Here is a 23,277-nt window from a genome sequence, read left to right on the forward strand (position 1 = left end):
AGCAGTGTCCGGTTAGGTTTATGCAATCCGACTGATTGGGTAGAAATAACTGAAAAATCGAGTAGTTATGCGATTTTTCAGTTGACAAACCGTTGGGAGGTCGCGCGGATTTTTCGTAAATACCTGCTTTTAAAGGATTTACGAAAATGCCATTGCTTGCCCGCGTTCACCGTGCCCGGCTCAATGCCCGGTCCCTGACCAGAATGTTGACGCCGCTTACGGCCTCTGTCGACGATGCTCCCGCTCTTGAGGCCCGAGGAAACAGACCCTTGCAGATGACGTTCGAGGATCAGATAAAAATCCTGATCTACTATCACCTCGAAGAACACACTTCGGGGCGGCATCTGCTGCAGGTTCTTGCCCAGCAGGATTTCGCCGCAACACACATCGCGCCACCCCACGGCATCCAGAAAAGCGCCTTCTTCGAGGCCATCAACTCGCGGGGTTTGGAACAGGCGGCCCATGTCTATGAGCACCTTCAAAGACAGGCCACGGCCAAACTCCCTATAGCCAAGGAGATCGACGGCCTGGGGGAGCTGATCGCGGTCGACGGTTCCCTGATTGATGCCACACTCTCCATGATCTGGGCCGACTACCGAGACGAAGTCAAAAAAGCCAAGGTGCACCTGGGCTTCAATATTGGCCAGAGCATTCCGCACAAAATGGTCCTGACCGATGGCAAAGCCGATGAACGGCAACAGGCTGAGCGTCTTGTTGCTCCTGGCCAGACGGGGGTCTACGATCGCGGCTATCAGTGCTACAAGAACTTTGACGACTGGCAGGAGCAAAAGCGCCATTTCGTCTGTCGCATCAAGGCCTCTTCCCGCAAGACAGTGCTGCGAGAGAATCCTGTCGGTCCCGACAGTCACGTCTTTTACGATGCCGTGGTGTTGCTCGGCACCAAGGACATCAACCAGACCGCGCGGGAAGTCCGCGTGGTCGGTTACAGGGCCGACGGCAAAACCTACTGGGTGGCCACTGACCGCTTTGACTTGAGCGCCGAGCAGATCGCCCTGATTTACAAGCTGCGCTGGACGATCGAGTCCTTTTTCGGGTGGTGGAAGCGCCACCTCAAGGTTTACCACCTCATCGCGCGCAGCCCCTACGGCTTGCTGATGCAGATTCTCTCTGGATTGATTACCTATCTGCTGCTGGCCATGTATTGCCATGAGGAGCATGGTGAGAGGGTCAGCATCCGGCGGGTGCGCGAGTTCCGCAACAAAATCCGAAACGAAGCCGCCGAAGATGCGGTGGCTGACGGCTTAACGTCTCCCGGCTTCATTGATTGGGGATTAAGCGCTTGTGCAACTTCTTAACCGGACACTGCTGATGAGAAGTCGTTCTATGTCGAATATGTTTGAACAATCCATTTCTATCCAGGGGCCCCCGACGCTTGTATGGGGGGGGGCAGAGGGGACGTCCCTTTTTATTTTTCTAATTGAGGTGCGCATTGATCGGAATTTCGCGGGGACAGGCCCGGAACTCCTCTTCCGTAACAGATAGTTGCAACCATATTTTGTCACACAGAATCAAGGTCTCATGCCGAACCTCCTTCCCAAGCTCTTCCGCCTTAAAATCGACCGCTTCCATAGCGCCGTCCCGCACAAACCCCTTCTGAGTCCGGGGGATACCTCACTTAATTACGACGGTTGCGCTCCCTGGTAAATGACCGGCTGTGATGACAGCGGCCTCTGGTCCCTCCGCGTTGAATACACCAACCTCGTCACCACCACTTCGTCAAAGCCGGGGGGGGCAGAGGGGACGTCCCTTTTTATTTTTCTAATTGAGGTGCGCATTGATCGGAATTTCGCGGGGACAGGCCCGGAACTCCTCTTCCGTAACAGATAGTTGCAACCATATTTTGTCACACAGAATCAAGGTCTCATGCCGAACCTCCTTCCCAAGCTCTTCCGCCTTAAAATCGACCGCTTCCATAGCGCCGTCCCGCACAAACCCCTTCTGAGTTCGGGGGAAGCCTCACTTAATTTCGACGGCTGCGCTCACGGGTAAATGACCGGCTGTGATGACAGCGACCTCTGGTCCCTCCGCGTTGAATACACCAACCTCGTCACCACCACTTCGTCAAAGCCGGAGAATCTACTCATCTGCTCGCCCGCGCGAAAGACAGAAAGATCACCCTCCCCAGGAATGAAGTTTCCCGCTGGCATTTCAGGTGGTTGGCTGATATAGTCAATTTCCATGGAGACGCGCACCGAGGAATGGCTCCGCCAGTCGGATTATGATCTTGAGACCGCCGAAATCATGTACCAAAGCGGGCGGCAGATCTATGCCGTCTTCATGTGCCATCTGGCCATCGAAAAAGCCCTCAAGGGCCTCCTCTACGATCGACTCCGCGAGATTCCGCCGAAGAGCCACAGCTTGGTGCTGCTGATGACGAAGCTGGAGGAACGGCCTCCCGAATATCTGGGCAAAGTGATCGTCAAGCTCAGCGAAGCAAGCATACCAACCCGGTATCCTGATGATCTTGCCAAAGTGCAGCGGGATTATTCAGCCGACGTGGTTCGAGAGCTCCTGGATCGCAGCAGGGAGGTAGTCGTATGGATAAAAAAGCAGTTGTCACCATAGTTGAGCAGTTCACCCGTGAACTGCAGGCACGCGGCATCCAGCCGCAGCAGGTGATTCTCTACGGCTCCCAAGCTGCCGGCACGGCAACCGAGGCCAGCGATATCGATGTGGTGGTCGTATCGGAGAGCTTTGCCGGGAAGAGTTACTGGGAGCGAATCGAAATCCTGACCGATGCCATCTATGCGGTCTATGCACCGATCGAAGCGGTCGCCATGACGCCGAAGGAGTGGCAGGCGGGTGATTCCATGATCGTCGATTTCGCCGGCAAAGGGGAGGTTCTGTATGCCGCGTAAAGAACCCCCAGCGGGACGTTCCTGATGTGTCACAGGGGTTTGCGAGATGGTATAAGGACATGTCTGTAGGGCTTGGAAAGTTGGAAAATTCTGCTGAGTTTAAAACCTTCCAGGCCCTACTGCCCCCCTGACCCTATTTCCCCATTCTTTGGAATTATCTGCTTAAATTTCCGACAATTTTGGTTATAGTTGAATCATGCCCTGGCACTCGTCGCCGGTGCCGGGGCTTTTTTCATACTCAGATGCACGATTTCGCCGCGGAGGGAGAAAGGTCACACCCCATGGCGCAAATCCTCCACCTGCACTGCCGATACTGCGGCGAGCGGTTAAAGAACCGCTCCCAACCCTACTGTCCCGCCTGCAACCTCTACCTCTGCTACCGGGCCATGCCGATTCTGCTTGGCATGGTGCTGACCGGCCACCTCGCCCCCGACCTGGCCAACGTCGCCTGGGCCCTGGAGAAAATCCCCTCGGGCTACGACGACGACAACGCCCTGATCATGGAATAGACCAGTGGCTATCGGGTGCCCCATTTAAAGGCGCCGGTCAATAGGATAAAAATTTTTCTGGCTTGGAAAGTTGGAAAGTCCTCGTATTTTTCTAATATTCAAAGACCCGACTGCCCTACCTTTGATCGCAGGAACGGCTTGTCCTGGATGCGGAGGTCAATTGGGTCGTACCTTGAAGATTTGAAGATCATCAGGAAGTTCACCTTCAAGGCTTTGACCCAACTGCCCACGGAAGCTTGCGTGTTTCCCCGCCCCCATCCCGGGCAAGCTCAGGGAAGTGTTGGCGGAGGGGTGAGCGGGGGATCATCGAGGAAGCTCTTCAGGGCCTCATAACCGGGCCGGTTCATCTCGTGCAGGACAATCAGGCTGGCGTTGGCCGCCGCTTTGACCGCCATCGGCACGCCGCCGCCGTATTCGCCGCAGTGGCCGCCGAGCAGCAGGCGCTTAACCGGCGTCTGGTGATGGGCGACCCCGGCGCGGATGTTGCGGCCGGTCGGTTTGACACCGGAAAAACTGCCGCGGGCGTTGCCGGTGTAGCGCCAGTAGGTGATCGGCGTGGCCAGCTCCATCACCTCGATATGTTGCCGCAAACCCGGGGCGAAGGCGGCTTCGACCCGTTCAAGCAAGGTGGCGGCAAATTCCTGCTTGAGTGCCCGGTAGGCCGGGCCACGGACCAGCCCTGGTTCCGTTCGCCAGAAATTCTCGTAACCAAAATCGGCACTGCAGTGAATGGTCAGGGTCCCTTTCCCCGGCGGCGCCAGGGAGGGGTCGCGATGGGAGGGGGCAAGGACGACGAGGCTGCAGCGCTGCGGGTCGCCGCTGTTATGCTCGGCCCGCGTCGCATCGCTGCGCATCAGATGCAGGGCCTCTTCGCCGAAACCGAGTGCCGCCGGAGGGCAATCGAGGCCAAGAAAAATGCTGAAGCTGGAGGGGTAGAGGTCGGCCTGCTGCAACGCCTGCTGCAACCGTTGGGGAATCGTCCCTTCCGGCAGCATCCGCTGGTAAAGATGGAGGCTGTCGCAGGCGGCGATGACGTAACGGGCTTTCACTGCCATGCCATCGGCAAGACGCACCCCCGCCGCTGCACCCTGGTCATCGAGCAGAACCTTCTCCACCCTGCGATTGAGCAGCACTTCCGATCCCGCCCCCTCGATCCGCTCGCACAGCCAGGTGGCAATCGCCTGGCTCCCTCCCGGCGGACAGCCCTGGAAGTTGCCGGAAAAAGCCCAGCCAATCGAAACCATCACCGCCATGAGCGAATCATGGCCGGCGAACAGGTCGGCGCCGCCGCTGGCTCCGAAGTAACGCTGCAGCCCCTTTTCGACCGGGGTGCGCAGGTAGCGCAGGATGGGGAGAGACCAGCCGAGCATCTGCAGCCCCCGCAGCGCCCGGTCGACGCCGCTCAGGGTGGCGCCGCCGACGGTGCGGGTGTCGAGCCGTTCCAGACGGCGGCCGAGGCGTTCGCCATCCCGGAACAGGGCACGGATACCACGCTCCGCGCCGGGAAAATCGCGCACCAGCTCGCCGCAGAGCTGGCGCGGATCGCTGGTCAGAAGATAGTCGAAGTGGTCGCTCTTGAAGCGCTGGATACGGTGCAGAGGGGGACACTCGGGGGGGGATGCGCCGAGATGACCGAAGATGGTGCGGACAAAGCCGTTGGGACCGCACTGGTTGAGCCATTCGATGGAACTGCTGAAACGGAAGCCGCGGCGGTCAAAGCCGGCGAGGTAGCCGCCGACCTGGGACTCTGCTTCGAAAACGACCACCCGCAGACCGCTGCGGGCGAGCAGGGCCGCGGCCGTCAATCCACCGACACCGGCGCCGATTACGGCGACATCCATCTTTTCCGGCAGCGGGTCCGTCGATCCTGACATGGCGGCACCTTGGGCTCTGAGGTGATATTTTTACCCGGCAACAGTAGTGGCGGGCGGGGGTAGTTGTCAATCGAATCCGGCACCACCGGCAAGTTCCGGTGCGACTTCTTCCTTCTTGAACTGCCGAGAGCAGCTGTCTATACTCGGATAACCGGCCGCCGGCCGCGCTTTCATCCCGGGAGGAACCGTGCCGATCCCCACCCCGAGCCAGCAAGTGACCGACAAGGAGCGCGACATCACGCGCCTGAGCGCCTTTGTCGAACCGCTCTTCCATGAAATGGGCAAGCAGATCGTCGGCCAGCGCGAGCTGGTCGAGGCCTTGCTGATCGGCCTGCTCAGCTCCGGCCATGTTCTCATCGAGGGTCTTCCCGGCCTCGCCAAGACCCGCACCGTAAAGACCCTGGCCAGCGCCCTCGCCCTCGATTCCGGGCGCATCCAGTTCACTCCCGATCTCCTCCCGTCGGACCTGCTCGGGGCGCCCGTTTACCATCCCGGCAGTGGCGCTTTCAGCGTGCGCCGCGGTCCGATTTTCACCCACCTCCTCCTCGCCGACGAAATCAACCGTGCCCCGGCCAAGGTCCAGTCGGCGCTGCTGGAGGCGATGGAAGAGCAGCAGGTGACTATCGGCGACGAATCGCTCCCCCTCCCCGAGCCGTTCCTGGTTCTCGCGACCCAGAACCCTCTCGACCACGAAGGAACCTACCCCCTCCCCGAGGCGCAGCTCGACCGCTTCATGCTCAAGGCCCTGGTCGGCTACCCGAGCCGCCGCGAAGAGGAAGAGATCCTCGCCACCATCGAGGAGGCGTCCTGCCGCCCGGTGCTGCCGGTCCTCGCCGCGGCCGAGCTGGCGGCGGCCCGTGCGGCAGTACGTGAGATCTTCCTGGCGCCTTCGCTGCGAGGTTACATTCTCGACCTGGTCGCCGCGACCCGGAACCCGGCCACCAGCGGCCTCGCCGAACTGGCGCCGTTCCTCGAGCATGGCGTCTCTCCCCGCGGCGCCATTTTCCTCGCCCGCGCGGCCCGCGCTCACGCTTTTCTCGCGCACCGTTCCTATGTCGTTCCCGACGATATCCTGAAGGTCCTGCCGCTGGTCTTCCGCCATCGCCTGGTGCTCTCCTTCCAGGCCGTCGCCGAAGGGGTCGATGCCGACCAGCTGCTGGAACGGGTCGCCTGCCACATCCCGCCGCCCTGAGGTTCGATGACCACTCCCGCCGATCTGCGCGCCCTGGTCCGGCGCCTGGAGCTGCACTCCCGCCGCCTGCTCGACACGCCGCTGGCCGGTGATTATCGCAGCCGGATGCGCGGCCGCGGGATGGAATTCGCCGCTCTGCGCCCCTACGAGGCCGGCGACGACCCGCGCGCCATCGACCCCTTCGCCTCGGCCCGCAGCGGTCGTTTGCACGTCCGCCTGCAGCAGGAAGAGCGGGCACGGGAAATTGTGCTGCTGGCCGACCTCTCCCAATCCTGTACTCCCGCCAAACGGGAGCTGTTGACCGAAACCGTGGCCCTGCTCGGAGCGGTCGCCGTCAACCACCGGGACCGGGTCGGTTTGATCGCCTTCTCCGACCGCATCGAACTGCTGGTTCCAGCTAGCGGCGGCTGGCCGCACCTGCGCCGGCTGCTCGCTGAGCTGCTCGCCTGCCGACCAGCCGGGAGCGGCACCGACCTCGCCCTCCCCTTTGCCACCGCCGCCCGGCTGCAACGGCGTAGCAGCCTCTGTTTCGTTCTCTCCGACTTCCACGCCCCCTGGCCAGCCACGGCCATCGACCGTTGCCACCTCCGTCACGACCTTTTGGCCCTGGTCCTGCGCGACCCCCGCGAGCGCGACTGGCCGGCGGGTGGCATACTCCGGGTCGGTGACGCCGAAGCGGGCCGGCACGGGCTGCTCGACCTGCACAGTCGCCAGCGCCGGGGCATCGTCACTGCCTGGCAGGAATGCGACCGCACCCTGGCGGCCCGATTCAGCCAGCGTGCCATCGACCATGTTTTTCTGCAGAGCGGCACCCCCCCATTGGCGGCCCTGCGCGAGCTCTTCCAGCGCCGGAGGCGAACATGAAGCGGTTCTGCCTCCTCGGTCTTGGCTGGCTCCTCCTCACCGCGGCAGGACCTACTCCGCAACTCAATCCACCCCGGCCCCGGCTCGGTGAGCCCTTCGTCGCCAGCTACCCTCTCCCGGAACCGGGTCTGAGGCTGACGGGGCTACCGGCGCTCCCCCCCCTCGAACTCCTCGCCCCGCCCCACACCAAGGATGGCGAACTGCGCCTCTACCTGGTGGCGATGCGACCCGGCCCGGTGCGAATTCCCACGCTGCTGCTCGAAAGTCAAACCGGCACCCGGGTCGAGACAGCAGCCGTCGAACTCCAGGTCGCCAGCGGCCTGGCCAGCGACAGCGCGATCGCGCCTTTCAAATCCTTGCCCTCCCCGCCGCCAGCCCCGGCAAGTCGCTGGTGGCCCCTGTGCTTCCTGCTCCTCCTCGCCGGTAGCCTGGCGCTGCCGCTCCTGCGCCGGCGGTTGCGGCGCCCGCAAACCGGGCCCCCCGGCGATGCCGAGGAGCTGCTTCTCACCCGGCTGCAGCGGCAACTCGAGGCTGCGCCCGGCGAGGAGGACCCGGCCTGGCGGCAATTGCACGAGGAACTGCTACGGTTGCGTTTTGCCCCAGGTCCCCGTCCGCCGCAAGCGGTCGCGCACCTCGCCGAAAAAATAGCGCTGCAGACCGGGGGGGCAGCGCCATGAATTTCGCTTTCGAACAACCGGCCTTGCTCTGGGCCCTCCCCCTCGCCCTGCTGCCGCTCCTGCCGCGCCGGGTGCGGACCGTGCCGATCTCCACGCTGGATCACCTGGCCGCCGCCGGCCGCAGCTGGCGGACCCGGCTGGCGGCGCTGGAACCGGTGGTGGCGCTGGCAACTCTGCTGCTGCTCATCCTCGCCCTTGCCGGGCCGGTTGCGTTCACGGAGAACCAGCGGGTGATCCGCCGCGGCATCGACCTGATGCTCGTCCTCGACATTTCGGCGAGCATGGGGGCCGCCGACATCCCGCCGGACCGGCTCAGCGTCGCCCGCGCTGCCGCCGCCGAATTCATCGCCGGCAGAAGCAACGACCGGGTCGGCGTCGTCCTCTTCGCCGGCATCCCCTACCTGCTGGCACCGCCGACCCTGGAGCGGGCGCCGCTGTTGGCTCGTCTCGCCGCCATCGAGCCCGATCGCCAGGGGAGCGGCACCGCCGTTGGCGACGCCCTCGCCGCTGCGGCGGCACGGCTGGCCGGCTCGGATGCGGCCAGCCGCGCCGTGATCCTGCTGACCGACGGCAGCAACAACCGCGGCCACCTGACCCCCGTGGCGGCGGCCCGGGCCGCGGCGGCCCTCGGCATCCGCATCTACAGCATCGGCTACGGAACCAGCAGCGGCGCCCCCGTCCCCCTCGCCAGTCCGGCCCCGCTGTTGCGGGAGAGCCTTCATCCCGAACCGCTGCGCGAGATTGCCCGCCTTACCGGCGGCCGTTATTTCCCGGCGAGCGACGCGTCGACGCTGCGGGAAGTCTACCGCCAGATCGACGCCCTCGAGACCAGCCCGCTGGAGACCAGGGTAGAACGGCGCGCCACCCCCCTGGCGCCGGCGCTGGCCCTTGCCGCCGCCCTGCTGCTGGGGCTCGAACTCCTCCTCTGGCGCTGCTGGCTGCGGAGGGTGCCATGACAGGGCTGCTGCTCCTTCTGATTGCGGCCCTGCTGCTGTTGGCGGAACGACGCAGTCGCCGGCTGCTGCGCTATTGCCGGTTGCAACCCCGTACCCTGCCACGGCTGGCCGGGGATGCCTGCGCCCTGGTCGCTCTCGGTCTGCTCCTGTTCAGCAGCAGCAAGGTTCCGCAGGGGGAAACAAGAACTGCCGATCTGGCGATCGCCATCGCGGTCGATGTCTCGGCCAGCATGACCGCCACCGATCTCCTCCCCTCGCGCCTCGACCGGGCCCGGGCCGAGATCGCGGCCCTGCTGACGGCCCTTCCCGGCGCACGCTTCGCCCTGCTCCCCTTTGCCGGCGAAGCGGTCCTGCAGGTGCCACTGACCAGCGATACCCGCGCCCTCGGCTTCTTCCTTTCGGGGCTGGACAGCAGCACCGTCAGCGCTCCCGGATCGGCGCCCCAGGAAGCTCTGCTAGCAGCCCGCCAGGCCCTGGCCGATGCCGGCGGCGTTCGGGCGATCGTTCTCTTCAGCGACTTCGAGCGCACTCACCCCGAGCCGCCCCCTCCCCTGCCCCGGGACCTCCCTGTCTACCTGGTCCCCCTCGCGACGACGACCGGCGCCACCGTTCCCGGGCACAGCTTGCGCGGAAAACCGGCCACCAGTCGCCTCGATCGACCGGGTCTGGTCGAATTTGCCCGGGATTGCGCCGCCAGCATTGTCGAGTTGCCCGGGACCGGCCTGGCCGCGGAGGGTCTGGCCGCCCGCCTGCGACCATTGGGGTCATCCCCGGGCTCCGCCCCCCCGGTCCCCTGGCTGGTTCTCGCCCTGGCGTTGCTGCTGGCCCGCCAGCTTCCCGGTCTCCCGGGCTGGCGACCGCAAGCTGCCGCCGGCCTCCTCGCCCTGCTGGTTTTCGCCGCCTGCTCCCCGGCCCAGGAAGAACCACCGGGTCGCGACGATTTTTCCCGCGGCGTGAGCGCGGCCGCCGCCAGGGACTATCCGGGGGCGGCTGCAGCCTTTGCCGCCGCTGCAGCGAGCCTGGAGGGAGAGGAGCGGGGAATCGCTCTCTATAACAGCGGCAGTGCACTGCTGCAGGGCGGTCAGGCGCCGGCGGCGCTCCCGCTCCTGGAGGAGGCGCTGCTCCTCCTCCCCGGCGACGCCGAGGTCCGTCGCAACTTCGCCCTGGCGCTGCGGGAGGCCGGCGACCAGGCCGGCGCCGGGGTCGGCGAGGAAATGCCATCCCGCCCCGACCATGGCGCTGACGGTTTTTCTGCCGAGCAGGCCCTGCAACTGCTGGAAGCGGTCCGCCCCGCCCCCGGGGCGCCGCCGACCGCCACCGGCAGGGTCTTCGAACGCCGCCCGGAAAAGGACTGGTGATGGCGCGCCTGCTCTTTTGCCTGTTGCTCCTGGTCCTTGGTGCGGCTCCGGTTCCCGGGAGTGCGAGCACCGAATCCCCCCGGGTCCGCTTGCTCGCCTCCAATCCGCTCCCCTATCTCGGTGAGGAGCTGATCCTGACCCTGGAGTTTGCGTACCAGCAGCGCCCCCCGGGAAACCTCACGCTGGTCTGGCCACTCCTCGACCGCTTTGCCATCGAAGAGCTCCCGCCTAGCCGGCCGCGACGGGTCGCGGTGGCGGGAGAAGCCGCCGAAATCATCGAAAGCCAGCGCCTGCTGCTGCGTCCCCTGGCTGCGGGACCGGTGCTGCTGCAAGGGGGCGGGGTACGTCTGGCGGATGGCCGCCTGCTGGCCGCCCCGGACCTCCCCTTGCGGGTCCGCCCCCTCCCCGGCGCCGGTCGCCCACCCGGCTTCCGAAGCCCCCCCGGTGCGATCGACCTTACCCTCGAAGCGGCCGGCGCCGGGCTGCGCGAAATCAGCATCTCGCTGCGGGGGAACGCCTGGCTGCAGGGGTTCGCGGTGCCGACCGCCACTCCGCCCCGGGGCGGACGGTTGATCCCCCTCGGCGAGGAAATGGCCGGGGTCCCGGGGGGACCGCGGAGCCGCACCTTCCGCTACCTTTACGATCCGGGCGCCGATCCCCGGGCCCTGCCCTCGGTCGACCTGACCATTTTCGACCCCGGCCACAGCCAATACCGGCAACTGCACGCCGGCCGCCAAAATAGCGGAAGGAGCTTCCCCGTTATTCCTGTCGCCCTCAGCCTCCTGATCCTCTTCGGCCTGGCCCGTCACCAGCTGCGCCGCCGCCGCAGCCTCGCGACCCTGTTGCGCCAGCTCCTCGGTCGCTCACCGCAAGGACTGACCAGCGCAAGGATCCGGCAGGAGCTGGCCGCCCGCGGCGCGGCTCCGGCAACGGTCGCGCTGTGGGAAGCCTGGCGCAGGGCCGAGGACGAGGAGCGCTTTGCACCAACCCCGTGCGGCGACAAGGCACGGCGCCTTAGGTTGCGCTCCCTTCTGCGCCGGGCGCTCGCAAATGACATTGACAAACGCCGGGGGTTCCCTTACCTTCAACAGGTTCGAAACCGTGAAATTCCCACCCAAGAGGTCATGCGCTGATGTCGTTGCCACGCCTTTCGCTCCTGCTGTTGCTCCTCTTTCTCGCCGCCTGCAGTTCGACCATCGTTCCGCCACCCAAGTCTGCCGCCACCTATTTCCAGGAGGGGGAGAACTACTTCGACAAGGGACTCTATGACGAAGCGGTTACGGCCTGGGAAAAAGTCCGTGACAGCTACTATTCCCCGGAACTCAATGTGCTGGCCGAGATGAAAATCGCCGAGGCCTACTACCTCGGCGAACGCTACGTCGAGGCGGCGACCGCCTACGAGGATTTTCTCAAGCAGCACCCGGACCATGAACGGACCGAGGAAGCCATCTACCGGCTCGGCATGTCCTACTATCACCAGATTCTCTCCGCCGATCGCGATCAGACGGCAACCCGTAATGCCCTGGTGACCTTCGAAACCTTCCTCAAGCGCTTCCCCAAATCGAACCGCAGCGAGGAGGTCGCCGTCTTTGCCAGCCGCTGCCGTGACCGCCTCGCCGAACACGAGCTCTACGTCGGGCGGTTTTACCTGCGCACCGGTCATCCGGAGGCGACCATCGGCAGACTGCAAGCCCTGCTCAAGGATTACCCCAACTTCATCGGCCGCGACTCGGCCTGGTTTTTTCTCGGCAAGGCCTACCTGGAGACTGGCAAGCGGGACCAGGCGGTCATCGCATTCAATACCCTTTACCGCGATTTTCCGGAGAGCGAATATATCCTTCAGGCGCAGAAATACGTGGAAAAGAAATTCTGAGAAACTTCCAACCAGGAGCTTGCGGCGGCCCCTGAATGGAACCCAAATTTCCGAAATTTTTCTTTTGTTTTCAAATATTTGCTACTCTTGTGGGCCACCCTGCCCGGCACCCTTTTTTGCTTGACTTGATGTTTACGGCATTATATAAAAGTCGTCACTGTTATAACGGAATTCTATTCAACCAGACGAGGACTTCCCTTTCCCCACCCGTTCTCGTTTGCCACAATCCACAGAGGGCAAAACTTTCCATTGAATTAAAGTGACTTACAGCAAAACAAGGTTCAGCTGAAAAGTGCTTGACCTTGTTTTACTTTTTTACCCCCCGTTTCGGGACGCACCCATTTCGTGCGCCACCGACATATTACAGTAGGAGGAGAGAGATGGCCGATTACGGTACCCTGAAAGATCGCGTTCGCTGCAAGTCCCTGCTCAACAAGGTGATGACCCCCGAGGAGACGGTCCCCTTCTTCAAGTCCGGCATGAACCTCGGCTGGTCCGGCTTCACCCCCGCCGGGTACCCCAAGGTGGTGCCCATCGCCCTGGCCGACCACGTCGAGAAGAACAACCTGCAGGGGAAGATGAAGTTCAATCTCTTCATCGGCGCCTCGGTTGGCGCCGAGACCGAAGACCGCTGGGCAACCCTCGACATGATCGACCGCCGCTGGCCCTACCAGACCGGCAAGAACATCGCCAAGGGGATCAACGAGGGGCGCATCCGCATGGGTGACAAGCACCTCTCCCTCTTTGCCCAGGATCTCGGCTACGGCTTCTACACCAAGGACTCCCCTACCGGAAAGCTCGACCTCGCCATCATCGAAGTCTCGGCGATCACCGAAGACGGCGGCCTGGTGCCGACCAGCTCCTGCGGCGTCATTCCGGAAATCCTGATGGTCTGCGACAAGGTCATCGTCGAGGTCAACACCGGACAGCCCTCCTTCGAAGGGATCCATGACCTGGTTTCCTGCAACAACCCGCCGAATCGCCAGATCCTCGGCATCACCAAGGCCGGCGAGCGCATCGGCTCCACCTCGATCCCCTGCGACCCGAGCAAGATCATCGCCGTCGTCGAATCGAAGCTGCGCGACAAGGGGCGCGCCTTCACCGACATGGATGCGACCTCGGAAGCGATCGCCGCCAACATCATCGACTTCTTCTCCAACGAAGTGAAGGCCGGGCGCCTGCCGAAAAACCTGCTGCCGCTGCAGTCGGGCGTCGGCTCCATCGCCAACGCCGTCGTCGGCGGCCTCGCCAAGGGTCCCTTCTACAACCTCAGCGTCTACACCGAGGTGCTGCAGGACACCATGCTCGACCTCTTCGACTCCGGTCGTCTCGACAGCGCTTCCTCCTGCTCCCTCTCCCTCTCCGAGAACCCGGGCTTTCCGCGCTTCTTCGAGAACTGGGACAAGTACTTCAGCAAGATCACCCTGCGCCCCCTGTCGATCTCCAACGCGCCGGAGCCGATCCGCCGTCTCGGGTGTATCGCCATGAACACCCCGGTCGAGATCGACATGTACGCCCACGCCAACTCGACCCTGGTCGGCGGCACCCGCATGATCAACGGCCTCGGCGGTTCGGGCGACTTTTTGCGCAACGGCTTCCTGAAGATCATGCACACCCCGTCGAGCCGTCCGAGCAAAACCGACCCGACCGGCATCTCCTGCGTCGTGCCGCACTGCTCGCACATCGACCATACCGAGCATGACCTCGACTGCGTCGTCACAGAGCAGGGTCTCGCCGATTGCCGCGGTCTGGCACCGAAGGATCGCGCCAAGCTGATCATCGAGAAGTGCGCGCACCCGGACTACAAGGACCAGCTCAACGAGTACCTGGCGATTGCCAGCAAGGATTGCCTCTCCCGTGGCGTCGGCCACGAGCCGCAGCTGTGGGACCGCGCCTTCAAGATGCACCTCAATCTCGAGCGCAACGGCACCATGAAGCTGAAAAACTGGGACGTCAAAGTCGATCTCTGCGAATAGTTCGACTGCACCACTTCATCATCCAGACAAAATACCCCCCGGGAAACCGGGGGGTATTTTGTCTGGATTTCAAATCAGAGCGGACCGGGTTTCTCCTTGACTCCAATCCGCTTTCGTCCTTAAATAGCCACTTGTAACGGCGTGGTGTTGTTCACGCTGAGCAGAGCCAACCCAAGGGAACCCGGAGGTCAGGCACCCCACAACGACCCAACCGGAGGGGACTGCACAAGAGAGGAGATGCCCCAGCCAGGAAGGACGCGGGCAGGCCCATGGAGGTGGGGCGCACATTCAAACGGCCGGAGCAGTGTTTTTTTTGCTAGGGCACCCCAATTCTGTTCTTGCTTCCACGATCACTCACCCGCCGCGACCCTGCATCCGAAACAGCTTCACGACCGCCATCCACCCGCCACCTACATTAGATGAGAATGAACGCCTTAAAGCATTTGACATTGCTGTTTGTTGAAGACCAGAATTTGCTGCGCCATGCCCTGGCAGACCTTCTGGCGCCCCATTTCGGCAAGCTGCTTCTGGCGGCTAACGGCCGCGAGGCCCTGGAGATTTTTCAGCGGGAAAACCCGGACCTGGTGCTGACCGACATCATCATGCCGGAAATGGATGGCATCACGCTGACCGAAGAACTCAGCCAACTCAGTCCTGAAACCCCCGTCATTTTCTACAGCGCCTTCTCCGATGTTCCTAATCTGCTGCGCGGGATCGAACTGGGCGTGGCAGGCTTTGTACCCAAACCCTGCGATGACGAAAAGCTGCTGACCACCCTTCAAAAAGCAGCCCTGCCAATACTGCAGAAACGGCAGCTGTCCGAACTCAAAGAAGATTTGCAGCTGTCGCTAGAACAGATGCTCGGCAAAGGGTCAAAGCTGAAAGCCATCGCCGCGCAGGTCCGCCGCATCGCCCGCAGCCATTACGCCGTCCTCATCCAGGGGGAAACCGGAACCGGGAAATCGCTACTGGCCTCGATGATTCACAATCTCAGCTCGCGTTCCGACAAACCCTTCGTTACCGTACAATTGGGGGCCATTCCCGAGTCCCTGGTCGCTGCTGAACTTTTCGGCCATGAAAAGGGTGCCTTCACCGGCGCTGAGAAAAAACGCGAGGGCCGCATCAACGCCGCCCAAGGGGGGACGCTCTTTCTCGATGATATCGATGCGGCCCCGCCGGCGATACAAGCCATGCTGCTTCAGCTGGTTGAGGAAAAAAGCTATCACCCCCTCGGCAGCGCCCACAAAGCCCACGCCGACATCCGCATCATTGTTGCCAGCAACAAGGACCTGGCAGCCGCAGCCGCGGCCGGGACTTTCCGCCAGGATCTTTATTACCGCCTTGCGACCTTCATGATCGAGATGCCCCCCTTGCGCGCCATTCCTGAGGATATCCCCGTGCTGGCATCAAAGTTCCTGATTGAGGCATGTCACGAAATCGGCAGAACCCCGCCGGAGTTTTCCGACGATGCCATGACCGCCTTGCGCGAACATCCCTGGCCGGGGAATATCCGGGAGCTGCGCAACGTCATCAAGAATGCTGCTGTCATGGCGGACGACCTGATCTCCTGCGCCATCTTGCAGGGGATTTCGACCAAGCCCGATCCGGGCGTCAAGCCGGCTGCGGTGCAGGAGAAAGGCCTCGACGCCTTCCCCGAAGGACTCCCACTTAAGATGGCGGAAGTGGAAAAGTGGGCGCTGAAGCGGGCCCTGGCGGCGGCCAATGGGAAAAAGATGGTGGCCGCGCAACTTCTGGACATGAATTACTACACCTTCCGGCGTCGCCTGGCACGTTACGGCATTGATGAGGAAGCTGAAAGTTGATCTGTTCGGGTATCCATGGACCCCAGGGCCAGAAACTAACCCTATAGAGTTTTCGTTCAGCCTTTTGCAAAAAGAGGAAATTGATTGTTCCCTGGAACGGCTTTCCCGGGCGATACCGCAGAAGGGGGCCTGCTATTTCCAGCTCTCGCCGCATCTAATGCTGTCCTGATAATTCCAAACGATTTCTGCGCGACACCAGCACAATGCATGGGTGAATTTCATGTAATTTTGGCGACTTGGACGAAAGTACACGCAACAGCCGGCACGGGCTCTCTCACCTTTCATTGACACCCCCTACCTGGGGTGCCATACTTTCCACCACCTTCCCCCTTCCCTTACCGTGAGTTCCGCATGCTCGAAGCGCTACGCAGTGTGCTGCTGGCCGAAAGTAACCAGCAGGACCGCGAAGAACTTGCCGGCATGATCCGCAAGGAGATCGACTGCGTCGTCTACGAAGCGGACAATTCGGCCGAGGCGCTTAACATTCTCGCCAATGAAACCGTCTGCGTCCTTGTCATCGGCATTCTCCCCCCGGACCAGGATGAGACGAACCTCCTGAAAACCGTGCTCAGGCAGTATTCCCAAGTGCTTGTCATTCCGGTGGTTCCCCTGGGAAACCAGGAGGCCATCGTCGCGGCGCTCAAGGTTGGCTGCTTTACCTACCTAAATCATCCTTACCACTTCACCGAGGGGGTCATTGCCGTCGCCAGGGCCCTCTACTTCTACGATCTGCTGATTCACCAGGAAAAGCGCGGCCCAAAAATCCGTAAAACCGACGGCTTCTACGGTATGATCGGAGACTCGCCAAAAATGCACGTTGTCTACCAACTGATCGAAAAGGTTGCCGAGGACGGGCTCAGCACTGTCCTGATCCAGGGGGAAAGCGGCACCGGCAAGGAGTTGGTGGCACGAGCGATCCACGCTCATAGCCGGCGCCGATTGAAAAATTTTGTCCCTGTCAATTGCGCCGCCATCCCCGAGGATCTTTTGGAGAGCGAGCTCTTCGGCCACCACAAAGGAGCCTTTACCGGCGCGATTCAATCGAAAATCGGGCGAATCCAGTATGCAGAAGGAGGCACTCTCTTTCTCGACGAAATTGGCGACATGTCCCCCTCCCTGCAGGCCAAGTTGCTGCGGGTGGTGCAGGAGAAATCGTTCGTCCCAATCGGCGGTCTGGAACAGGTGCCGGTCGATGTACGCATCATCGCAGCCACCCATCGCGACCTGGAAGCAATGGTCGCGGATGGAGACTTTCGCGAGGATCTCTTCTACCGACTGAGCGTCGTCCCCCTTTCGCTCCCGCCCTTGCGCGAACGCCGGGAGGACATTCCCCTGCTGGTGGAAAAATTCGTCCAGATATTTAATCGGAATCGTCCGAACCGCTTGCAAGAAATCAAACCTGCGGCCCTCGCGGCGCTGGTCGAATATCCCTGGCCGGGAAATGTCCGCGAGTTGGAAAATCTGGTTCAGCGCCTGGTCGTGCTGCATGGAGGGCGATCTATCGGCGTTGCCGAGCTTCCCGACAAGTACTCCCCGTCCCGGCAATCAGACTCCCCGCCCAATACGCAGACAACGACAGCGGTTCTGGCCCACCCCTTCGGTCCCGAGGGAGTCGATTTTGACGCCTTGGTCCAGGACTTCGAGGACCGCCTTATCCTGCACGCCCTCCAGCTCAGCAATGGCAACAAGAAAGAGGCGGCGCGGTTGCTCCGGTTGAACCGGACGACCCTGCTGGCCAAGATGAACAAAAAAGGGTTGCGGTAAACCTGAATCCGTTGGGGGGTGCGGGATTTCAATCGTGGAGACTTGACGACAAGTCATTGCGTGCAGCGAATGCCAGAGGATAGCGAACGCGTTTAACACAATCACCTTCCTGCTCGACCTCCTTCAGGGTGCCCTGAAAATGGGCTGAAAAGTCAGCCGGAAGTGAACGAGCCCCCCAGGTATCTATTTTGAGTATCCAAAATGGATACCTATACACTTTTTACTCCCCCCCCCTGAACCCTCCAACCACCTGGAATCAGGTCATAGCAATGCTGGCACGCTGTATGCTATATACCAATGCACAGGCAACTAAAGGCCGTAAAAAATTAAATCGCAAAAACAGGCCTTTAGCTTGGCGGATTGAATTTTTGGGTATTGACTTTCTCCTGACACTATGCGATGCTCCGCTAATTATAACCAATTTAGTCTCCGATACTGGCAAAGCCGGAGAAATCCGGTGACGCAAAGCCACGGGTCCTCGGTCATCGAAAGATGGCACGGATCGCCGGGTTGCCGAAGAGACGGGTGACGCAAGTTCCCGTTACTTCTGCGCGCCCGTCTTCGGCAACAGCTGAAGACGGGCGCTTTTTGTTTAGCCCATATACGCCTGAATCGACAGGCTCAAACAGGGATCATCCCACAAACCACAGAATGGAGGAACACATGAAAACGATGAAACTGGCAGCATTGGCTCTGGCCCTCACCGGGATTTTCGCGGCGGGGAATGCAATGGCGGCAAGCCAGAACGCTACCGTTGACGTTAGCGCGACGGTTTTGGCAACCTGCAAGGTCAACAGCGGCGGCGCTCTGGATTTCGGCACCCTCGATCCGGTCAACGACACTGGCACCAAGAGCGCCACGGCCACCAGCCCTTCGATCACCTGCACCAGTGGCGCCTCCTTCACCGTGGGCGACAACAGCGACACCTACCTGCTCACCGACGGCACCAACAGCTTCTCCTACAGCATGACCTTCCCGGCTAGCGGCACCGGCACCGGTACTGCCCAGGCCCTTGCCATCACGGGTTCGGTTGCCGCTACCGATTACGCTTCGGCGCCGGCCGGCGCCTACACCGACACCGTTACCCTTACCATTACCTATTGATCATGGCTCTTCCAGGCCCGGCGGCTGTCGCAACAGTCGCCGGGCTTAGGAAAACCTCCCGTCTTCGACGAAAGGCGGATCGAAGGACAGGCAACTGCAAATTGATATGAGATTTTCACAAATGGTGACGCTGCGACTCAAAAAACTGCTGCTCTTTGGCCTCGCGACAGCGCTGCTGTTTGCTCCCGGCAGCCTTGCCTGGGCTGCCCCCGTCACCGTCGCCATCTCCGCTACCATCCTCTCCAAAAGCAACTGCCAGTTCCAAACGACCAACGCCGCCCTGAACTTCGGCACCCTTGACCCCACCAACCCGGTGAACAAAACGGTCAACGCCATCCCTCCCGTCACTTACACCTGCCGCGGCAGTGCGCCCGTGGCGACTTTTCTTATCAGCGACGACGACGGTCTCTACGAACTCGGGCCTAACGGCAACCGGATGCGGCACGCCACCGCCCTGACTGCCTTTTTGCCCTATAGCCTGTCCCTGAGCCCGGCAACCGGCAGTGTCGCCAAAAACACTACCCAGACACTGACCGTCACCGGCACCATTTTGGGAACAGACTACCAGACCGCTATTGCCGGGAGCTATTCGGACCAGGTAACCCTGACCATCACCCCGTAGCGATGTGGTGAAACTCAGCAATTAAAAACCCACGAAACAATTGCAAAAGCAGGCCGGATGGGGTAGATTCGCCAGCATGAAACCAAGCTTCCTCGACCATGTCCGCTCCGGCAAGCCCCAACTCTGCATCATCCTGGGGATGGTCCTGTTGTTTGCCTCGCAGGCCTTCTGTGGGGAGTGGCGGGTCATTCCCATCCGCCTCGATTTCGACCAGAGAACCCGCAGCGGCGTAATCACCGTCACGAACGACGGCGAGCAGAAAATCAGCTTCGATATCAGTGCCCTGGCCTGGACTCAGGACGCCGAAGGTAAGGACCAGTACGCGGCTACCGATGAGGTGATTTTCTTCCCCAAGCTCCTCACCATCGGCGCCCATGAAGAGCGGGTCATCCGGGTCGGCATCAAAGCGCCCGCCATCCTCCAGGAGAAGACATATCGTCTCTTCATCCGCGAGCAGGCGGCACCCCAAGATGCCAAAGGGTCAACCGTCGCTATCGCAATTCAATTCGCGGTGCCCATCTTCTCTGCACCGGCGAAAACCATTGCCGAAGGGAAGATCGTCGACAAAGGGATCGTTAATGGCCTGGCCACGATCTTACTGAAAAATACCGGGAACGTTCATTTTCGTGTCACGGATGTAGCGCTCTCCGGCAAAGACGTTTCTGGTGACGAATTATTTTCCAAGGATCTTCCCGGCTGGTATCTTTTGCCCGGAACCTCCCACAGCTACGCGGCCCCAATTCCCAAGCAGGACTGTGAACGGCTCCGGAATCTCGACATCCTCTTGACAACCGACAAGTTCCAACTCACCGACAGGATCGATGTCGATTCAGCCATGTGTACCGCGAATTAAGAATAATGGGCGCCACTGGCTCCCCTGCATCGCCCTGACCCTGCTGGCCAGCCTCACGCTCGGTCTGTTTTTTCCCTCCTCCTCGCTCGCCGACCAGACCATCATTGTTTCGCTGACCCTGAATCAACAGATCAAGGGTGATATTTTCGTCATTTTTCGGGATGACGGGGACTTCCTTGTCAGGGCTGCCGATCTTCACGACGCCGGATTCCGCAGTCTCCCGGGGGTAAAACTGTTGGTGGATGGGGACACCTACGTTTCCCTGAAATCCCTGGCGGAAGTGACATATCATTTCGATCAAGCCACCCTTACGCTCGGAGTCACTGCCCCACCAGAACTTTTACCCAGGACGGCAATCGACCTCAGCCCCGCCCGGCGCACTGACATTCTTTATCCCCACGACAACAGTATCTTTCTCAACTATGGCCTCGATTATTCGGCTGGCGGCAACAACCTGGCCTTCAGCGGGATGTCCGTTAGCAACGAACTTGGCGTGCGTTACAACGACCTGCTGCTGATCAACGACTCCCAGTACTCCGAAACCCCCGACAATTCCAACTTCGTCCGACTCAATACCAACCTGACCTGGGACGACCACGCCACGTTGCGGCGGATGGTGGGCGGCGACTTCTACGCAACCTCCGGGAACCTCGGCAGCAGGGTGCAGCTGGGTGGCCTGAGCATCTCCAAGCAATACAGTATCGATCCATACTTCATCCTCTATCCGCTGTTCGATTTCAGCGGCCTGGTGTCACTCCCCTCGACCGTCGACCTCTACGTGAATGGCATCCGGGTCCACTCCGAGAACTTCGCGCCCGGGGCATTCGAACTGCGCAATTTTCAAGGGATCGGCGGAGCACAGAATGTGGAGGTGGTGATCCGCGACGCGTTGGGACGCGAGCAGCGAATCGCCGCTCCTTTCTATTTCACCAGCCAACTGCTGCGTCGTGGCCTGAATGAATACAGCTACAACCTGGGCTTCATGCGTCAGGAATTCGGGCAGGTGAGCAACCACTACGCGGATTTGGTTTTCAGCGGTTTTCACCGCTACGGCGTGACGGACCGTCTCAGTCTGGGGCTGCGTGGCGAAGCAAAGAACGGCCTGTTGAACCTGGGGGGCGAATCGGCCCTGACTGTGGGTGGGTTTGGGCTTTTGCATTTTGAAGTCGCCGGAAGCACGGGTGAGGGGAATTCGGGCAGCGCAGGACTGATCAGCTACGAGTACCAAAGCCCGCGGGTTCGAATCCATTTGTCCCTGCAAAAGTTTTCCGGGGGCTACAGGACGCTCGATGACACCGAAAGCGGATCCCGGCGCGAGTTGAATCTGCGGGCGGGCATCGTCTATTCGACGCAACAATTCGGCTCCTTCGGCGTCGATTTTTCCCGTGCAACGGTTTTCAACGGCACTGACCAACAGGTGACTAACTTTTCCTGGTCGCGGTTGTTGTGGCGCAATGTTTATGTCCTCGCCTCCATGCGTCAGGTCCGCGATCCCCGTACTTCCTACGAAGCGGCCCTTAACCTTTCCTGGTATTTCGATAAGGGCTATTCCTTCACAAGCTCGGTGCAGCACGAAAACGGAAGAAGCAGTCAGGTTATCGAGGCCCGCAACACCATCCCGCTCGGTGAAGGTAGCGGCTGGGACCTCCGTGGCGAGCATTCGGGGGATTCCTATTTACTGAATGCCACCGCCCAACACAACGCCCGCTATGCCAGCCTGCGCGGCGATTTCACTTTGGACGACAGTGCCGCAGCTACCACCAAGGACTTGCGACTCTCACTTTATGGGGCCCTCGTTCACATAGGCGATACCTTCGCCCCGACCCGCCCGGTAAGAGACAGTTTTTCCCTCGTCAGTGTCGGAGAAGCCGAAGGGGTCAGGGTCTACACTAACGGCCAGTTGGCAGGGCGAACCAACATCCATGGTAAAGCTGTCATCCCCGATCTAACCTCTTATTACGATAACCAGGTTGCAATCGAAGACACGGACATCCCTATCGACTACCTGATGCCGCGTGTACGCCTCTTCGTTTCCCCCCCCCTGCGCAGCGGCTCCTGCCTCAACTTTCCCCTGCGCCGCTATCAGGCCTTCACCGGCACCCTGCTGCGGGATGAAGCCAGCGGCGAGCCATTGGCCAACGCGGAGTTGATTCTTGCCGCACCGGACGGCCCGGTCGATTTCTGGACCGGGGGAGACGGCGAATTCTATTTCGACAGCCAGATGGCGACGGTCGATAGCAACCGCTACCAGGGGTGCGATGCTCTGGAGCAGGGCCCCGGCGAATTTCTCCCCGCCGGCAGCTACGGGGTCACGGTCAAACTGGAGAATGAAACCTATCAGGCCCAGGTGACCATCCCGACCAGCACCGGCGAAACCGTTGACCTTGGGAAGCTGGTCTGCCGCAGGATCGCTTTGGGAAAACCTGTCGCGGTGGGGCCTGCCACTTTGGCGCCTCCAATCAACGTGAGCCCAACTCCACCATCAGGAGCACCGCCTGCCGTCGAGGCGGAAAACATCCTTGAGAAAGAACCACTCCCGCCGTCACCAGTGACACCAGAAGTGCGTCCGGAGCCGATTCCCGACCGGGTCGTCCTCCAATTTCCTTTTGATCGTTCCCGCCCCTTCCCGCAGGAGTGGGAAAAGCTGCAGCCCATGGTTCGATATTTGCAATCTCATTCGGGAATGAAGCTGGAAATCGTTGGTTATACCTGCAGCCGGGGAACCGAGGCTTACAATCTCAGGCTCGGCCGGCGGCGCGCCGAATCTGTTCGCGACTATCTGTTCAACGCGGGTGTCGAAGCAGGGCAAATCTTGCGCGTCGTCAGCCGTGGGGAGGCAAACCCCCTCTGCTCCGAATCCACCCCAGGTTGCCAGATTCGAAACCGTCGGGTGGTGATGACGGTGGTAGCCGGGGAGGAATAGTGTTAGGTTTAACGGGCGTACGATAACGTT

19 protein-coding genes, 1 pseudogene and 1 riboswitch are annotated in these 23,277 nt (G+C 61.3%); of the genes and pseudogenes, 19 read left to right on the plus strand and 1 reads right to left on the minus strand.

Annotated elements, in window-relative coordinates; genetic code table 11:
- From ACYQ8E_RS17540 to ACYQ8E_RS17560, 5 genes and pseudogenes are all read left to right on the plus strand, one after another.
- Window positions 1-198 (plus strand): hypothetical protein (locus ACYQ8E_RS17540; protein WP_459861769.1); only part of this gene is annotated, 198 nt, incomplete at its 5' end.
- A pseudogene (locus tag ACYQ8E_RS17545) lies at window positions 147-1,247 on the plus strand (IS4 family transposase); the annotation flags it as partial. The gene ACYQ8E_RS17540 and the pseudogene ACYQ8E_RS17545, both read left to right, overlap by 52 nt.
- Before the next feature lie 952 nt (window positions 1,248-2,199).
- A complete protein-coding gene (locus ACYQ8E_RS17550) occupies window positions 2,200-2,586 on the plus strand; it encodes a HEPN domain-containing protein (protein ID WP_066727779.1) in 387 nt (128 codons plus the stop codon).
- Window positions 2,559-2,879, plus strand: a complete 321-nt coding sequence (locus ACYQ8E_RS17555) for a nucleotidyltransferase domain-containing protein (protein WP_066727780.1) — start codon at window positions 2,559-2,561, stop codon at window positions 2,877-2,879. Before ACYQ8E_RS17550 ends, ACYQ8E_RS17555 begins: the two co-directional genes overlap by 28 nt.
- A gap of 281 nt (window positions 2,880-3,160) precedes the next feature.
- Window positions 3,161-3,388: a hypothetical protein gene (locus ACYQ8E_RS17560; protein ID WP_066727781.1), complete on the plus strand. Its 228-nt coding sequence runs from the start codon at window positions 3,161-3,163 to the stop codon at window positions 3,386-3,388.
- 269 nt (window positions 3,389-3,657) lie between these two features.
- Here ACYQ8E_RS17560 and ACYQ8E_RS17565 read toward each other — a convergent pair whose 3' ends face one another.
- Window positions 3,658-5,262 (minus strand): phytoene desaturase family protein, encoded by a 1,605-nt coding sequence (locus ACYQ8E_RS17565; RefSeq protein ID WP_066727782.1) that lies wholly within the window; start codon window positions 5,260-5,262, stop codon window positions 3,658-3,660.
- Window positions 5,263-5,449: 187 nt separating this feature from the next.
- Between ACYQ8E_RS17565 and ACYQ8E_RS17570 the strand changes: the two genes are divergently transcribed.
- The 14 genes from ACYQ8E_RS17570 to ACYQ8E_RS17635 all read left to right on the plus strand — a co-directional run bounded on the left by ACYQ8E_RS17570 (window position 5,450) and on the right by ACYQ8E_RS17635 (window position 23,247).
- Window positions 5,450-6,454: an AAA family ATPase gene (locus tag ACYQ8E_RS17570; RefSeq protein ID WP_231875332.1), complete on the plus strand. Its 1,005-nt coding sequence runs from the start codon at window positions 5,450-5,452 to the stop codon at window positions 6,452-6,454.
- A 6-nt stretch (window positions 6,455-6,460) separates the two neighbouring features.
- Complete coding sequence (locus ACYQ8E_RS17575) at window positions 6,461-7,318, plus strand: DUF58 domain-containing protein (protein WP_066727783.1); 858 nt, start codon at window positions 6,461-6,463, stop codon at window positions 7,316-7,318.
- The gene (locus ACYQ8E_RS17580) at window positions 7,315-7,995 is read left to right on the plus strand and encodes a hypothetical protein (protein ID WP_066727784.1); all 681 of its coding nucleotides are present in this window, start codon (window positions 7,315-7,317) and stop codon (window positions 7,993-7,995) included. The genes ACYQ8E_RS17575 and ACYQ8E_RS17580 overlap by 4 nt, the downstream gene beginning before the upstream one ends.
- Complete coding sequence (locus ACYQ8E_RS17585) at window positions 7,992-8,951, plus strand: VWA domain-containing protein (protein WP_066727785.1); 960 nt, start codon at window positions 7,992-7,994, stop codon at window positions 8,949-8,951. Before ACYQ8E_RS17580 ends, ACYQ8E_RS17585 begins: the two co-directional genes overlap by 4 nt.
- The gene (locus ACYQ8E_RS17590; protein WP_066727786.1) at window positions 8,948-10,309 is read left to right on the plus strand and encodes a vWA domain-containing protein; all 1,362 of its coding nucleotides are present in this window, start codon (window positions 8,948-8,950) and stop codon (window positions 10,307-10,309) included. The genes ACYQ8E_RS17585 and ACYQ8E_RS17590 overlap by 4 nt, the downstream gene beginning before the upstream one ends.
- Entirely contained in the window at window positions 10,306-11,442 is a 1,137-nt protein-coding gene (locus ACYQ8E_RS17595) for a hypothetical protein (RefSeq protein WP_157471885.1), read from the plus strand. Before ACYQ8E_RS17590 ends, ACYQ8E_RS17595 begins: the two co-directional genes overlap by 4 nt.
- On the plus strand, window positions 11,442-12,182 hold the full coding sequence (locus ACYQ8E_RS17600) for an outer membrane protein assembly factor BamD (RefSeq protein ID WP_066727788.1): 741 nt from the start codon (window positions 11,442-11,444) through the stop codon (window positions 12,180-12,182). The genes ACYQ8E_RS17595 and ACYQ8E_RS17600 overlap by 1 nt, the downstream gene beginning before the upstream one ends.
- A 380-nt stretch (window positions 12,183-12,562) precedes the next feature.
- A complete protein-coding gene (scpC, locus tag ACYQ8E_RS17605; protein ID WP_066727789.1) occupies window positions 12,563-14,158 on the plus strand; it encodes a succinyl-CoA:acetate CoA-transferase ScpC in 1,596 nt (531 codons plus the stop codon).
- 449 nt (window positions 14,159-14,607) lie between these two features.
- Window positions 14,608-15,981, plus strand: a complete 1,374-nt coding sequence (locus tag ACYQ8E_RS17610) for a sigma-54-dependent transcriptional regulator (protein ID WP_066727790.1) — start codon at window positions 14,608-14,610, stop codon at window positions 15,979-15,981.
- 351 nt (window positions 15,982-16,332) lie between these two features.
- Entirely contained in the window at window positions 16,333-17,745 is a 1,413-nt protein-coding gene (locus ACYQ8E_RS17615) for a sigma-54 dependent transcriptional regulator (protein WP_066727791.1), read from the plus strand.
- A gap of 427 nt (window positions 17,746-18,172) precedes the next feature.
- Window positions 18,173-18,263: riboswitch (cyclic di-GMP riboswitch) on the plus strand.
- 145 nt (window positions 18,264-18,408) lie between these two features.
- Complete coding sequence (locus ACYQ8E_RS17620; protein ID WP_459859992.1) at window positions 18,409-18,849, plus strand: spore coat protein U domain-containing protein; 441 nt, start codon at window positions 18,409-18,411, stop codon at window positions 18,847-18,849.
- A gap of 106 nt (window positions 18,850-18,955) precedes the next feature.
- Window positions 18,956-19,471 (plus strand): spore coat protein U domain-containing protein, encoded by a 516-nt coding sequence (locus tag ACYQ8E_RS17625; RefSeq protein ID WP_082820336.1) that lies wholly within the window; start codon window positions 18,956-18,958, stop codon window positions 19,469-19,471.
- Between the two features lie 76 nt (window positions 19,472-19,547).
- On the plus strand, window positions 19,548-20,324 hold the full coding sequence (locus ACYQ8E_RS17630; RefSeq protein WP_459859994.1) for a fimbrial biogenesis chaperone: 777 nt from the start codon (window positions 19,548-19,550) through the stop codon (window positions 20,322-20,324).
- Window positions 20,293-23,247: a fimbria/pilus outer membrane usher protein gene (locus tag ACYQ8E_RS17635; protein WP_459859996.1), complete on the plus strand. Its 2,955-nt coding sequence runs from the start codon at window positions 20,293-20,295 to the stop codon at window positions 23,245-23,247. Before ACYQ8E_RS17630 ends, ACYQ8E_RS17635 begins: the two co-directional genes overlap by 32 nt.
- Window positions 23,248-23,277 lie beyond the last annotated feature (30 nt).

The sequence above is a fragment of the Desulfuromonas carbonis genome, assembly GCF_054658035.1.

Bases quoted from the DNA above. Each gene is read 5' to 3' on its own strand.
- ACYQ8E_RS17550 (WP_066727779.1), top strand. From the start codon at position 2,200: ATGGAGACGCGCACCGAGGAATGGCTCCGCCAGTCGGATTATGATCTT.
- ACYQ8E_RS17555 (WP_066727780.1), top strand. From the start codon at position 2,559: ATGGATAAAAAAGCAGTTGTCACCATAGTTGAGCAGTTCACCCGTGAA.
- ACYQ8E_RS17560 (WP_066727781.1), top strand. From the start codon at position 3,161: ATGGCGCAAATCCTCCACCTGCACTGCCGATACTGCGGCGAGCGGTTA.
- ACYQ8E_RS17565 (WP_066727782.1), bottom strand. From the start codon at position 5,262: ATGTCAGGATCGACGGACCCGCTGCCGGAAAAGATGGATGTCGCCGTA.
- ACYQ8E_RS17575 (WP_066727783.1), top strand. From the start codon at position 6,461: ATGACCACTCCCGCCGATCTGCGCGCCCTGGTCCGGCGCCTGGAGCTG.
- ACYQ8E_RS17580 (WP_066727784.1), top strand. From the start codon at position 7,315: ATGAAGCGGTTCTGCCTCCTCGGTCTTGGCTGGCTCCTCCTCACCGCG.
- ACYQ8E_RS17585 (WP_066727785.1), top strand. From the start codon at position 7,992: ATGAATTTCGCTTTCGAACAACCGGCCTTGCTCTGGGCCCTCCCCCTC.
- ACYQ8E_RS17590 (WP_066727786.1), top strand. From the start codon at position 8,948: ATGACAGGGCTGCTGCTCCTTCTGATTGCGGCCCTGCTGCTGTTGGCG.
- ACYQ8E_RS17600 (WP_066727788.1), top strand. From the start codon at position 11,442: ATGTCGTTGCCACGCCTTTCGCTCCTGCTGTTGCTCCTCTTTCTCGCC.
- scpC (WP_066727789.1), top strand. From the start codon at position 12,563: ATGGCCGATTACGGTACCCTGAAAGATCGCGTTCGCTGCAAGTCCCTG.
- ACYQ8E_RS17615 (WP_066727791.1), top strand. From the start codon at position 16,333: ATGCTCGAAGCGCTACGCAGTGTGCTGCTGGCCGAAAGTAACCAGCAG.
- ACYQ8E_RS17620 (WP_459859992.1), top strand. From the start codon at position 18,409: ATGAAAACGATGAAACTGGCAGCATTGGCTCTGGCCCTCACCGGGATT.
- ACYQ8E_RS17625 (WP_082820336.1), top strand. From the start codon at position 18,956: ATGAGATTTTCACAAATGGTGACGCTGCGACTCAAAAAACTGCTGCTC.
- ACYQ8E_RS17630 (WP_459859994.1), top strand. From the start codon at position 19,548: ATGAAACCAAGCTTCCTCGACCATGTCCGCTCCGGCAAGCCCCAACTC.
- ACYQ8E_RS17635 (WP_459859996.1), top strand. From the start codon at position 20,293: ATGTCGATTCAGCCATGTGTACCGCGAATTAAGAATAATGGGCGCCAC.